We start from the raw sequence: 14,072 nt of genomic DNA, 5'->3' as shown, positions 1-14,072 counted from the left end.
CTGCTTCCCAGCCTAAGTGCCTATTCCTTTTGTGCTTGAGCAGACTGCAAACCGAGTATGCCATCCAATTCTACACAAGCGAGTACGAAAGCACCTACACCGTGCAAATCGTTCTCGCTTGTTGGCCGTGTCACGTAGTTGTCATAATCCCCCGCCGACGTTCCGATGCAGATGCCAGTTACAATCAGCCCCGCCTCATCGGAACGCAGCGTACGGAGCAGACCTTCATAGCCTTTTGCTGCAATTTCTGAGTAAGCCTTCGGAATGCAGCCATGCTTGATCGCTTTCGCTATCGTATATAGGAAGAGGCTTGTACACGAGGTTTCCAGCCAATTGTCCTCACGCTTGCCTTTATTGACAACCTGATACCACAATCCGCTGTTTTCATCCTGGAACTCGGCGAGCGCTTCAACAAGCGCTGCAACCTCCAGCTCGATGACAGCTCTGCTTTGATGAGAAGCTGGCACTACATCGAGAAAGTCGACAAGCGCCATCCCATACCAGCCGAGTGACCGGCCCCAAAACTCGGGTGCGCATCCCGTCATCGGGTTAGCCCATGGCATGCTTCGCGTCTCATCCCACGCATGATACAGCAATCCTGTACGTGTATCCTTCATATGCCGATTCATTAATCGCTCCTGCTTGAGCGCCATATCCAGTAGCTCCGGCTTGTCATATTTCGCACCATAAATCATTGCAAATACGCCGCCCATATAGAGGCCATCCAGCCACATTTGATAAGGATATTTATCCTTATGCCAGAAGCCTCCCTCCGACGTCTGATTGAGCGTTCCGAACAGTCCGAGCAGGCGATCTGCCGCCAGCCGATACCGTGGATCATCAAACTGCTCGTCCAGCGTAAACAAAATCAGCCCTGCCATTATCGCATCCAGCTCGCCGCGTTCAAAAGCTAGATTCCCATATGGATCGATCAAGGCATCCGCGTAGCTTTTAATATAAAGCAAATATCGCTCGTCGCCATTTTGCTCCCATACCTTGAGCATACCATACAAAAACACACCTTGATGGTAATGCCAGCGGTTTGCTGGAGGCAAGTCATGCGCTTGGGGAAATCTCGCCATTAAGGAATCGCAGGCGGCAACGCCCCATTCCAGCGCTAACGCATCGCGTACACGCATCGTTTCAGCTAAAGTGGATAGACTCATTTGACTTCAACCTCTCTTCATATAGGATACAAGGATGACAAACTGTGAACCCCCGAAGGGAAGTGTCTGCAGGCAGACTACCCCTTCACCGAGCCCAGTAAAGCGCCTTTATCAAAATACTTTTGCAAAAATGGATACACGAGCAGTACCGGAACGGTCGCTACCACGATGACGGCCATTTTGATCGTCTGATCTGGAGGTGTAACGAAATCACCCGAGAAGCCCGATGAATCCGCCGTCAAGCCGCTTGCCAAAATAACAATTTGCCGCAGCAACACTTGAATCGGCCACTTTTCAGCACTATCAATGTACAAAATCGCTGGCAAATATGTGTTCCAATACGTTACGGCATAAAAGAGGGAAATCGTTGCAATTGCCGGCATGGAGAGCGGAATGACAATGCGAAATAAAATACCCCAATCCGTGCAGCCATCGATTTTTGCCGACTCCTCAAGACCATCCGGCAAATTTTGAAAGAAGCTGCGCAAAATAATCAGGTTAAACGCATTAATCGCCGTTGGCACAATTAGCGCCGCATAACTGTCGATCATCCCTAGCGACTTCACGACGATGAAGGTCGGAATCATCCCGCCGCTGAACAGCATCGTAAACACAATCATAAACATCAGCTGCTTGCGACCAACCAGATCACGTCTTGACAAGCCATAGGCCATCAATGATGTAAGTATCATGCTGAACAGCGTACCAAAACCAGTAACTCCAATCGAAACCAGCATACTTCGAAAAATGGTATTGGTTGAGAAAATATAGGTGTACGCATCCCAACTAATTTTCGTTGGAAACAGGACGAATCGCTTTTGCGCCAGCTCATCAACCGTCGTTAGCGATCCGGCAATAATATGCAGGAAAGGAAGAATCGTCACTAACGCAACTAAAAATAATATTACATAGACAGCGCCATCAAATAGGCGGCCGCCAATCGTTTTGTCATGCACCATAATAGCCTTTCCTCCTCAAGATGTTGCTTCGGCGGCAAACGTGGAGCTTAATAAACGCCCTCTTCGCCGAATTTTTTGGCCAGCCAGTTCGCAGACATTACCAATACCAAACCGACGAAGGATTTGAAGAAGCCTACCGCGGTGCTATAGCTGAACTGCCCCTGTTTAAGCCCTGCTGTATACACATACGTATCAAAGATTTCCGCCACATTCCGGTTCATCGCGTTAAGCAGCAAATACACATGCTCAAATCCTAGCTCCAGCACATCGCCAATTTTCAAAATGAGCAGGATTACAATAACGCTGCGGATCGACGGCAATGTAATATGCCAAATTTGGCGGAAACGGTTGGCACCGTCCATCCGCGATGCTTCGTACAGCTGTGGATCGATGGCCGCGATGGCCGCCAGGTACACAATCGTTCCCCAGCCTGCTTCACGCCAGATGACCTGCACAATGTACATGGGCCGGAACCATTCATCGCTTAGCAGAAAGTTGATTTTCTGCATGCCCATCGCATCAAGGCCCTCATTGATCATCCCGCCATCCATTGTGACCATGACGAAGGAAATCGATACGATGATAACCCAGGACATAAAATGCGGAATGTACACAATCGTTTGCACAAAACGCTTGAAGGCTTGCAGCCTTACTTCATTTAACAAAATCGCGAGTATGATAGGGACGGGAAAAAAGAAAATTAAGTTCATCAGAAACAAGATGATCGTATTGCGAAAAATCGTCCAAAACATCGGCTCGGTAAACAAGCGCTGATAATGCTTGAAGCCTACCCAATCACTTCCGAGAATACCGTCGTATGGACGGTATTCCTGGAAGGAGATCACAAGCCCCCACATGGGGAAATATTTGAATAAGACAAAATACAGCAGTCCCGGCAAAATCATGAGATAGATGGCTTTGTTTTTCAATATGCGCCGGCGAAGGTCATGCTTCTTCATGTCCGGCTTAACGGCTGCTACTGCCGAAGCTGAGTTGCTGCTCATGTGAAACATCCTTTCGGTTCCCTGTTTTTACAGGAGTTCTATTCCTACTGCCCTATTGCGATTTAGCCAAAGATTCATTGTATTCCGTGATGATGCTCTCGCCGCCGCCTTTTTTCCAACGCTCGATTTCACCATCAAATCCAGCCGCGTCCAGATTGCCCAAAATATAGCGGTATGTCGCATCGTTAATAATTTGCTGAAGCTCTACGCCCTTCAAGCCAAATGTTTTGGAATCAAGCGCTGCTGTTGGATCGTTAATCAGCATGCTGTTGTTTTCGATAATAAGTTCTTCAGCTTTTGCTTTAGCTGGAAGCTTATTGTAGGCACGCAGCATATCAATCGTGCTTTCGCCGCCCACTTGCAAAATTTCATATGGCTTTTGCTCGCGGTCTGTCATCTTTGTATCTTCGATTTTTTGGACTAAGCCGCCTTCAACAATGGTGTAATGCTTGTCTGGAACTCCCCATTTCACAAGGTTAGCCAGCTCTGGCTCCATCAGCTTGTCAAAGAAAGCCAGGATGCTTTTCAGCTCTTCTTCCGATTTAACGGACGATTTCGGGAACAATACTAGGTTTCCATAACCTGGAATCGACCAAATGCCCGCATTGCCGTCCGGTCCGCTAATGTGGTTCGCTACATCGTAAAGGGCATTTGGATTAATTTCGACGGTTTTTTGATGCAAGCTTTGCACATCCGCCATCGAGCCAATGTACATGCCCGCTTTTCCTGTGATGACCAGATTTTGCTGATCTTCCTTGCTCGTAACCGGGAAATCTTTATTGATTAGGCCTTCGTCATACAGCTTCTTGAAGAAATCCATCGTTTCTTTATACTGCGGGAACATAAATTCCGGCTGCAGCTTGCCATCTGCCAAGCCCCAGTTGTTCGGTGTGCCAAAATATGAGGCGACCGTCTTAAATGCGCCATACACCAAATCGCTGCGGTCGGTCAGACCCATCGTGTCGGCCTTGCCGTTGCCGTCCGGATCGCCTTCCTTAAACTGCTTCAGCATATTGTAAAGCTCATCTGTCGTTTTTGGTGCAGCGAGCCCTAGCTTATCCGCCCAGTCTTTGCGGAAAATAATGCCTTGGCGCGATAGCGGACGCTCTTGATAGATGGCATACGTTTTGCCGTCTACCGCTGTATTTTTCACAACCAGCTCATCGAGCTTGCTTAAATTCGGGTAGTCCTTAATGAATGGGCCAATTTCCCAAAATTGATTGTTGCGAATGGCGTCGCGGAATAAAATGTAGGTCGTCTGATTTTTCATGTATACGGCCTGAGGCAAGGAACCGGTTGCAAATGACGAGTTTAGTTTTTCTTCATAGCTGCCGTCTGGCACCCAGTTAATCGTCAAATCCGTGTTCGTTTTTTCCTCTAGCATTTTCTCAATGGCATCCGTAGGAACCTCCGGTGTATGCAAGTTTGTCATTATTGTCAGTTTAAAAGGAGCTTGTGTTTCGCTCGTAGGTGCGCCTCCTTGATTGGTGCCTGAAGTTGCGCTTCCCTCGTTCACGCCTGAGCCTGATGCACAGCCTGCCAAAATGCAGCCTGCTAATGTCGTTGTACATAAGACGCGAAATGTTGTTGCCGCTTGTTTCTTTCTCATGCTTTGACCTCCCGAATTTGGAATTCATTTAGGTGCGCTTGTTACCCTTTTATCGTAAACTCCGCTGGGGCGGTTTGCCTATAATCACCACGCCATATGTTGTGGCGCAATCCCTTGTGGCGCAAGGGTTACAGCCAAATGTGAGCTAAGGATTATAGCGGTTATACCCCCAATCCGGTCCTTTTCCCGCCAAAAAAAGCGCAGCAAAAAAGCATGCAGGGTGTTGCTCATTCGCTCTCTGCATGCTTTCTAAAAATATAAGAAAGTATATAATTTTTCTATCCTCACTCTATATTTCTCGAAATGAAACGCGCCGCGCCGCCAGAGGACGGCGACAGCCGTTTCACCTTGAATGGTTTTAGTTTCAAGTTGAGCTGGGGGCTGGAATCGGTGTTGGAATCACGCTCGATCCCGAATCTTCCACCGGCGCCCCCTCCACTATTGGAATTTCAGTTGCTGAAGGAGCAGTCGACGCCTGCTCTGCTGATGGCTCCGACGCAATCGGTGCCGCCAGGCTAGGTGAAGGCGGAGTCACAATAGGACTTGCAGTCGGTGTCGGGTTTGGACTTGTACTTGATGTTGGAGTTGGAACTGGCTTGCTCCACGGATTCGCCACGCTTTTAGCTATCCATCTGCTCCCTTGCCCGCTTATTTGGATCTCATACCAGCTTCCTTTTTCCCTCGTCACCTTATAGACACCTGATTTTACGCTGCTAGCTGTTTCTCTGTTCAGAACCGGATAACGATAAGATGTCGCTGGCGAGGTCAGCTCAATGGTGGCAGACGCTTTTTTTGCTTTTTCTGTCAGCATCGCTTGCTCGTAAGCCGTCGTCCCAATAAGCCACATCGTGTCCTTGTGCTGCTTCCAGATCCGATCCCAGTAGCTAAGCGGTACATTCGTCTCCCCTACAGCAGGAGCTATTTCTGGCGTAAGGGCCGGTTTGCCGAACTCGGTAATAAACCAATCGGTAAAACCGCCCCCCGAAGGATTAGCTTCTGGAGCTACCGCCCGATAGCCCGTCATGGCTGCGTAAGCTTGGACAAATGCCCGGTCTCTTGGCAAATTAGATGCTTTCGTCTTAAAATTCCAAAATATGATTTCACCGGACGAGTGATAGGATATTGCGATTTCCGGCTTTATTTGTTTGGTGAAATTGTACATAAGCTGGGCTTCTTTCGCTTCCAGCGGCTTTTTGCCTTTATAATTTTTATAGGAAGGCGCATATTCGGCTTGGCGTATCGTGTCCCAATCGGCGGGATACTGCCTGTTCAAATCGACACCTTTGCCATTAGCTTTCCAGCGCTTGAAATCCCGGCTATTTTTGTTCATTTTGATTAATTCGGCATGATTTTGCTGCGGAAAAGCAGCTAGCCCTTTTTGTTGGAGGGTTACGCCATCGGGATTAACCATAGGCACAATGTGAAACGTGATGTGATCGAATAAATCAGCCGTATTAAGCTGCTTCCACACTCCCTGCTTAGCTGCGCTTGCAGCCATCGTTTCCGCCATATTCATGACCGTAATGGTCGTCATCCATTCCCTTGCATGATGGGATGCATTCAGCAATACATTAACAGGCCCATTGCCAATTTCCATTACCCACAGCTCGCGCCCATATTCACTTTTTCCGAGGCTCCGATAACGGATCAGCTCAGGATAAGCTTCATCGAGCTTCTTTATATCACGCGTCATTATTTCATAGCTGTAGAGCTGTTTTGGATTTATAATCGCTTGCTTGGAGCCCCCTCCACTCGCTGCAACTAGAGTAGGCAGCACAATCGCCAAAATAAGCAGCCATAATAACGTCTTTTTTCTCAAAAACAAATGCATGTAAACAAGCCCCTTGTCTGTATTCGATAGATTTCAACAACATCCATGAAATTTCGACAAAAATACTATATTTACCTGCTAGAAATACAAAATAATATAGTAATGGATATACCGTTTAGATGCCAGAAGCTCCCATTTATCCGTCTTAAGGCGGAGTACACTTTCGTTCTAGGGAGCCTTTTTTCACATTGGAATGTCCTGTAAAATTTCCATTGAATACAACGCTGCTTAAAAAGTGAAAAAGGATAGGTGAAAAGGATGACAGCCAATCAACCTGCTTCAGCATTATCGCTGTTAAGCAATCGATTTGTACAAGCAATATTGATGTCCACTTTATTTTTGCAAATCGGCATCTGGGTACGAAATATCGCGGTTCTGCTTTATGTAAAAAAAATGACTAATGATGATGCATTCGCCGTATCGCTCATATCCGTTGCGGAGTTCGCGCCAATCTTCGTATTTTCGTTTATTGGCGGGACGTTCGCCGACCGCTGGAGGCCGAAGAAGACGATGGTGTGGTGCGACCTGTTAAGCGCCGTATCCATTTTGGCCGTATTATTCGCCATGGAAAATGGAACTTGGCATGCCGTCTTTTTTGCCACCTTAATTTCAGCTATTTTGTCGCAATTTTCTCAGCCTGCTGGCATGAAGCTGTTCAAGCTGCATGTACCCGAACATCTAGTCCAGACGGGTATGTCGCTTTATCAGACACTGTTCGCCGTCTTTATGATATTCGGCCCCGTCGTTGGTACGTTTGTTTACCAAAGCTATGGCATCGAGACGGCCATTGGCGTAATGGGCGCAGCCTTTCTGTTATCTGCTGTTTCGCTAGCTTTCCTGCCTCGTGATCGAGATGATGCTGGAGAGCAGCAGCAGCAATCCCGCGTGCTAGAAGACATTAAAGCGGGCTTTCGCTACGTATGGTCCAGTAAAATACTGCGTACACTTGGCGGCGGCTTCATTGCTGCTGGGCTTGGTCTTGGCTTAATTCAGCCAATGGGTATCTTCCTTATTACAGAGCGGCTTGGGAAACCGGAGGATTATTTGCAGTGGTTTCTATTAGTAAATGGGATAGCCATGATTATCGGCGGCGTGCTTGCGATGAGCTTCTCCAGTAAACTATCGCCGCAGAAGCTAATAGCGCTTGGCATGACAATCGATAGTATCGCGATGATCGGAATGGGATTTTCGAAGGATTATTGGTTCACGCTTAGCCTTCAATTTATTAGCGGTTTAGCTTTGCCTTGCATCCAAATCGGAATTAACACTTTAATTTTGCAAAACACGAAGGAGTCGTTTATCGGTCGCGTAAATGGCATCTTAACACCTATGTTCATGGGCTCGATGGTCGTTACGATGATGTTGTCGGGCTTGATGAAAAATGCGATTTCACTCGTGCCTATGTACATCATTGCAGGTTTATTTTTCCTACTAGGTGTAGCTATACTCCTCCCGCTGTTTAAGTTGCAGAGCGGCATTACTCCTGCAGCAGAGAAGGCTTTGACTGAGTAAATAAGCATGCAGTAAAAAACGCCTCCCCACCTTAAGTGGAGAAGCGTTTTTTACTGCATTTTTTTGTCCAGCTATCGCACAGGCTGTCTCTTACGAAAACTCGCGTTTTTTCGATTGCAGCACCGCAGCCAGGAAAGCGAGTGTCAAGCCTTGGCCCCAGCCTTGAATCCGTTTGTAGGATACTCCTTTATAGCCTTCCGCATCATTCATAACAGCCGTTCCAGCCGATACGCCTTGTACAGCGCCATCTTCGGTAATTTGCTCCAAAATACCGTCGATCGACTTCTGGATATATTTATTGTACAGCGACCCGAAAGTGAACAAGCCTGCCGCGATGCCTGCCGAACCGGAAGTTTCCTCATAGGAAGTAGGATCGGTCACAATCGTATGCCAGAGTCCCTTCTCTGATTGCAGGCGCACCAGCGTAGCGGCCTGATCGCGCAGCGACCCTTCAATAATCATAAAGGATGGGTGCTGTACGGCAATGAGCGGGAGCGCTTTGGCCATCGTAAGCGCAGCCCAGCCATTGCCGCGTGCCCAGAAAATGCTCGACATATGGTTTTGCGCAATATTATCCCAGCCATGATAATACAAGTTGCTGACAGGGTCTTGCAATACACGCTCATGACCATGGTATTGCAGCAAGCCGTCCTCCAAATAGTCTTCCCGTCCCAGAAGCTCGCCCATGCGAATGAGGAAGTAACCCGCCATCATCATCGTATCGACCCAAGCCTGCTCAGGGAAATTGTACGTTTCAGAATTAACCGTATGCTGGAAAATGCCTTCGGCAAACCGTACCGCATCGTTTTGCAAATAATCTGCCATTTTGATCGCAATATCTAAATACTTGCGGTCATCGGTTGCCTTATATAACGTAATGAGAGCGTGACCAATCGATACGCCGTTAACCGACAGCTTAGGAAGATCATCCTCAAGCTTCTCGTCCACCCATTCTTTAAGCAGCGTTAAGTATTTTTCATTCCCCGTTGCCTCATAAGCTTCGCATACACCGAAAAATGCGACGCCGCCGGGCCAATCCCAGCCAAAATCCATGCGGAATGTACGGTCTACGACTTTATCGATCACTTCGCGTAAATGTTGTTCATCAAATTGCAGTTGTGGCATTTCAATCGTCTCCTCATTATTCATCGTCACTATTTCAACCCGCTTGTGCTTATTCCTTCAACGATATAGCGCTGGAATAAGAAGAATACGCCTAAAACCGGAATCAAGCTTACGATCGACATTGCGAACATGGCACCCCAGTTGGATACACTTTCGCTATCGAGGAACATTTTCAAACCGAGCGATACGGTATAAGAGCTTGGTTTATTCAGATAAAGCAATGGTCCCATCAAATCTTCCCAACGCCAGTAGAAGGAGAAAATCGAAGCTGTTGCCAGCGCCGGAATAATGAGCGGCAGGATAATGCGTAAAAACAATCCGAACTTCCCAACTCCGTCAATCGTAGCCGCTTCATCCATCTCTCTTGGAATGGTCCGAATAAATTGAACCATCAGGAAGATGAAGAACGGAACACCAAAGTATTGAGGTACAACAATCGGTGAAATCGTACCGATCCAGCCCAGCTTGGAAAACATAATGTATTGCGGAACGAGTACAACGTCATGCGGCAGCATCAGCGTAACCATCATCACCGCGAACCAGATCGCTCTGCCCTTAAACTGCAGACGAGCAAAACCGAAGGCGATAAAAGCTGATGATAATACGGCACCGATCGTCGAGAAAATAACGATTTTCAGCGAGTTTGTAATAAAACCCATAAATGATTGCCCAGAGGACCCAATCCAACCTGTAACGTAGTTGCTCCAAATCCATGGATCAGGAATGAGCGAGCTGGAAGTTGTGAAAATAAGATTACTAGGCTTAAAAGAGCTCATGAGCAGCCAAATAACGGGATACACCATAACGATCGCCAGCAGGCCAACGAAAATGTGATAAATCGGCCACTTAAATTTTTTCAATATCATGTTTAGCGGCCTCCTTCCGATTCATAGTGAACCCATAGCTTGGATGTTGCGAATACGACTGCTGTCAAAATACCAACGATGATGAGCATGACCCATGCCATTGCAGAAGCATAACCCATATCGAAGAATACGAAGGCTTGACGGAACAGATACAAGGAGTACAGCAGCGTGCCATCTAGCGGACCGCCCTCACCTTTGGAAATAATGTAGGCCGGAACGAAGGTCATGAATGCACTAATTAATTGCATAATCAGATTGAACAAAATAATCGGCGTCAGCATTGGCAAGGTGATGCGGAAAAACTTTGTAAAGAAGCCCGCACCGTCAACACCGGATGCTTCGTACAATTCATTCGGGATATTTTTCAGTCCCGCCAGGAAAATCAACATCGAGGAACCAAACTGCCATACCGATAACGTGACGAGCATGAACAATGCGGCATTTGGATCACCGAACCAGCGTACGCTGTCTACGCCTAACGAATTAAGCATCACATTGATAATCCCTTGATCGCCAAACAGGTTCCGCCACATAATCGATACTGCGACGCTTCCTCCAATAATGGAAGGCAAGTAATACACCGTTCTATATAACCCGACAGCTTTCGAGGTTGTATTCAAGATCATAGCGACGAATAAAGCGAAAATCAGCCGCAGTGGAACACCCAGAAACACGTAAAGCATCGTAACCTTAAGCGATTGCAAATAGCGGTCATCCGAAGTAAACATGGACGTATAATTTTCAAGCCCTATCCAGCTGGGCGATGACAGCAAATCATAATCCGTAAAGGAGAAATAAAGGGACGCGGCTGCAGGTATGAGGGTGAAAATTAGAAAGCCAATGACAAACGGTGATATAAACGTGTATCCAACGAGATTGTTACGGAAGGACAATGATTTCATCGTTACCAGCTCCTGCTCCTAGTGAAGTCTATTAAGTCGGTTTAAGGGAAGGGCGATAGGCCATCTTATAAGCGCCATCGCCCGCTTTTCCAACTTTTATTTATTTTTCTTCAATACGTTTTCTGCTTCACTTCTAAATTTCTTAGCAGCATCTTCTGCCGAAATTTGTCCGTAGTTCAGTTGCTCCGTCAAGCTTTTCAGCGATGCAAATACTTCGATAGCACCGATTGGATCAACTGGATCCATTGGGGAGCTGTTTTCTTCCGACCAAGCTACATAATCAAATACTTGAACTTGCTCTGGGGACAATAGCGGTTTAAGCTCTTCTTTAATAACGCTGGATACTGGAACGCCACGCTCGCCAAGAATCAGCTTGTTTGCTTCTGTATCGTTAACGAAGAAGTTGATAAATTTCGCTGCTTCTTCTTTCGCTTTCGAGTTTTTCGAAATTGAGAAGAACATGCTTGGCTTCAGGTACAGACCTTCTTTAGCGCCTGGGTTTAACGCTGGAGCAAATTTCATTGGACGGTTAACCGCTTGCTGAAGGGCAACAAACTGGTTGGACCACTGCCATACGCCGATTTGCGTGCCTTTCACCGTCATATCATCTTCAACACCCTTAATTTGAGCGAGTGTATCTGGAGTTGGCGCTGCGCCGGATTTCACAAGATCAGCCAGTTTGCCAAAGAAATCTACGAACAATTGGTCATCTTCATAGCCAAGTCCATTGCCTGCCTCATTGTAAAGCTTCTTGCCTACTGTACGGAGGTAGTAGCCGAAGAATACTTCTGCGCGCATGCCGCTGTCGATATAAATGCCGTTCTCTTTCGCTTTCGCCGCGATGGACAGATAATCATCCCACGACCAATTTTCCGGGATGCTGTCTACGCCAGCTTTAGCTAGCGTTGCTGGATCGTAATGGAAGCCGAGAGAGTTGACGCCAAGGTTCATCCCGAACACGCCATCGCCCAATTTACCACCGTTCAAAGCATTTTCAGAAATGTTGGTTACATCAATTTCTTTGCCGAAGTATGGAGTCAGGTCTGCCAGTTGGCCTTTGCCTGCATACTGTGCATAGTAGCCGGTATCAATTTGCATAATGTCCGGAAGCTCATTAGCTGCTGCTTGCGGAGCGATTTTTTTCCAATAATCATCATAGTTTGCATATTCAACTTCAATCGTTACATTTGGATTTTTCGTTTTGTAAAGGTCAATGACTTTTTTCGTGTATTCGTGGCGCGTTTCAGAACCCCACCATGCCATGCGAAGCGTTATCGGCTTGTCGCCGCCACCGCTGTTCGTTCCTGCATTAGTGCCTGTTTCCGAATTCGTTCCTGCGTTGCTGCCACAAGCGGTAGCCAGCATGAGTGCGGACGCCATGAGGGCGAGAACAACTTTTTTAGCTTGCTTCTTCATTTCGTATTCCCCCTTATTTCTTCTTAGTGATTATTTATGTTGCTTACAAATCAAAGTATAGCGTTTTGTATGCGTTTTCTTAATAAAGAAAACCGCTTTTTTTGTTAAAAAAACAGAGATCACTATACGTTTATAGTGATCTCTTGTAGTCGGATGGCGTATAGCCGGTATGTTTTTTAAAAACTTGGCTGAAATATTGCGGGTTGTCTCCGAAGCCAAAACGCTCCGCAAGCTCGAAAACTTTAACGTCCTCCGTCCGCATAATTTCCTCCATCGCCTTCTCTACACGCAGCTTCATGACGTAGGCTGAGAAGCGCTCACCCGTTTCTTTCTTGAAAAGCTTGCCTAAATAATCCGCATTCATATATAAAATTTCATTCGCTACCCAGTTGAGCGACAATGCCGGATCAGCGAGATTGGATGCGATAACTTCGATCATTTTTTTTATAACCGTCGATTGCTTGCTGGCAAATGAATCAAAATTCGCCTCGCATATGTCTTTAGCTGCTTGTCTCACGAAAGCTTCAATAGCCTTCAGCGTCTCCAGCTCATCAAGCCGTGCCAGCATTTGCAAATAATCGTTTAACCGATCCGGTGCGCTTTGCCGGGAGATGGTAACAAAGAGCGGGATGACATATGATTTTGTCAGCACCGTATCCATGCGCTGATCGGCAAGCAATTGAAAAAAACGGGCCAATTCCTCGCTCGCGGCTTCCCAGTTCCCCGCTTTCAGCTCCATGCCAAGCTGCTCCTCGTCATAATCGAAGCTCGAAGGCAGCACTGCTGCTGCGGTAGAAAGATCCTGAGGCGTAATAATCGCGCCCTCTCCTACATGAAAGCGGAAGTTCAGGCATTCAAGCGTCTCGCGGTACATTTTGCGTGCATCCGTAATTTCTCCAGCACCGCTGACGGCAATCGTCGTTTCAAGCTTATAAAAATCAGTGAAGGTGCACTTCATGCCTGACAGCCGGGAGAACAGCTGCTCCTCCTGCTCTGTTTCCTGAATAAGCAGCAGGACGTGCCGACCGATCGTTGTACTGAGCAGCACAATTTCCTCGCCAAGCTTTTCTTCGGCAATGTTCGTCAGGGCAAAAATATGCTCGTATTCAAACATCCCTTCCACCTGCATCAAGATGAGCCTGATTGGCAATGTGTCATGCGTAATATGAAACATCCGGCGATACGTATCCCAATCGCGCTTGCCATACGTTTTATTCGTAACGAGCTCTTTAAGAAATTGCGCTTTCGCATGGGGCAGCACCCTGGTCAGCTCGCTTTGAATCGTTTGAACGAATTGATGCTGCGTGCGCTGCGTCTGGAGATCTTCGATAACCTCGATGAGCGCCTCCGTAATCTTCGTCTCATTACAAGGCTTAAGCAAATAATGTTTGACTCCATAAGCCATCGCGGTGCGCGCGTAATCAAATTCACTAAACCCAGAAAGCAAAATGAATGCCATTTGCGGATACAGCTCTTTTACCCGCTCTACAAGCTGAAGTCCGTCCATGCCTGGCATCTTGATATCTGAAATAATAATGTCAGGCTGTTGTTCTTCAATAAAAGTCAACGCTTCCAAACCATTTCGGGCAGTGCCGATCAACTCTGCGCCAGAGCTTGTCCATGGAACAATTTGTGAAATGCCTTCCAAAATAATACGTTCGTCGTCTACCAACAGCACTTTG

General features: G+C 47.0%; 11 protein-coding genes. 1 reads left to right on the top strand and 10 read right to left on the bottom strand.

What is annotated here, in order from left to right; genetic code table 11:
• Positions 1 to 20: 20 nt before the first annotated feature.
• The 5 genes from AC50Y5_RS09455 to AC50Y5_RS09435 all read right to left on the bottom strand — a co-directional run bounded on the left by AC50Y5_RS09455 (position 21) and on the right by AC50Y5_RS09435 (position 6,569).
• Positions 21 to 1,166 carry a glycoside hydrolase family 88/105 protein gene (locus AC50Y5_RS09455; RefSeq protein WP_494860096.1) on the bottom strand — a complete coding sequence of 382 codons (1,146 nt, stop codon included), beginning with the start codon at positions 1,164 to 1,166 and terminating at the stop codon, positions 21 to 23.
• Between the two features lie 77 nt (positions 1,167 to 1,243).
• Positions 1,244 to 2,125, bottom strand: a complete 882-nt coding sequence (locus tag AC50Y5_RS09450) for a carbohydrate ABC transporter permease (protein WP_056040726.1) — start codon at positions 2,123 to 2,125, stop codon at positions 1,244 to 1,246.
• Positions 2,126 to 2,172: 47 nt separating this feature from the next.
• On the bottom strand, positions 2,173 to 3,084 hold the full coding sequence (locus tag AC50Y5_RS09445; RefSeq protein WP_494860688.1) for an ABC transporter permease: 912 nt from the start codon (positions 3,082 to 3,084) through the stop codon (positions 2,173 to 2,175).
• A 97-nt stretch (positions 3,085 to 3,181) separates the two neighbouring features.
• Complete coding sequence (locus AC50Y5_RS09440; RefSeq protein ID WP_056040730.1) at positions 3,182 to 4,738, bottom strand: extracellular solute-binding protein; 1,557 nt, start codon at positions 4,736 to 4,738, stop codon at positions 3,182 to 3,184.
• A gap of 364 nt (positions 4,739 to 5,102) precedes the next feature.
• Complete coding sequence (locus tag AC50Y5_RS09435; protein ID WP_494860093.1) at positions 5,103 to 6,569, bottom strand: M14 family metallopeptidase; 1,467 nt, start codon at positions 6,567 to 6,569, stop codon at positions 5,103 to 5,105.
• Between the two features lie 258 nt (positions 6,570 to 6,827).
• On the opposite strand from AC50Y5_RS09435, the gene AC50Y5_RS09430 reads away from it, so the two are divergent.
• Positions 6,828 to 8,081: an MFS transporter gene (locus tag AC50Y5_RS09430; protein ID WP_494860091.1), complete on the top strand. Its 1,254-nt coding sequence runs from the start codon at positions 6,828 to 6,830 to the stop codon at positions 8,079 to 8,081.
• 90 nt (positions 8,082 to 8,171) lie between these two features.
• Here the strand turns inward: AC50Y5_RS09430 and AC50Y5_RS09425 are convergent, their stop codons facing one another.
• From AC50Y5_RS09425 to AC50Y5_RS09405, 5 genes are all read right to left on the bottom strand, one after another.
• Positions 8,172 to 9,206 carry a glycoside hydrolase family 88/105 protein gene (locus AC50Y5_RS09425; protein WP_056040736.1) on the bottom strand — a complete coding sequence of 345 codons (1,035 nt, stop codon included), beginning with the start codon at positions 9,204 to 9,206 and terminating at the stop codon, positions 8,172 to 8,174.
• Positions 9,207 to 9,235: 29 nt separating this feature from the next.
• Positions 9,236 to 10,072 carry a carbohydrate ABC transporter permease gene (locus AC50Y5_RS09420; RefSeq protein WP_056040738.1) on the bottom strand — a complete coding sequence of 279 codons (837 nt, stop codon included), beginning with the start codon at positions 10,070 to 10,072 and terminating at the stop codon, positions 9,236 to 9,238.
• 2 nt (positions 10,073 to 10,074) lie between these two features.
• Positions 10,075 to 10,974, bottom strand: a complete 900-nt coding sequence (locus AC50Y5_RS09415; protein ID WP_056040740.1) for a carbohydrate ABC transporter permease — start codon at positions 10,972 to 10,974, stop codon at positions 10,075 to 10,077.
• Between the two features lie 96 nt (positions 10,975 to 11,070).
• Positions 11,071 to 12,390: an ABC transporter substrate-binding protein gene (locus AC50Y5_RS09410; RefSeq protein WP_056040743.1), complete on the bottom strand. Its 1,320-nt coding sequence runs from the start codon at positions 12,388 to 12,390 to the stop codon at positions 11,071 to 11,073.
• A 130-nt stretch (positions 12,391 to 12,520) separates the two neighbouring features.
• Positions 12,521 to 14,068 (bottom strand): response regulator transcription factor, encoded by a 1,548-nt coding sequence (locus AC50Y5_RS09405; RefSeq protein WP_327204946.1) that lies wholly within the window; start codon positions 14,066 to 14,068, stop codon positions 12,521 to 12,523.
• Positions 14,069 to 14,072: the final 4 nt, after the last annotated feature.

The organism is Paenibacillus sp. JT22N7, assembly GCF_059383875.1.
The sequence above is the reverse complement of the archived record's forward strand: the minus strand, read 5'-3'. Positions and strand labels throughout refer to the sequence as shown.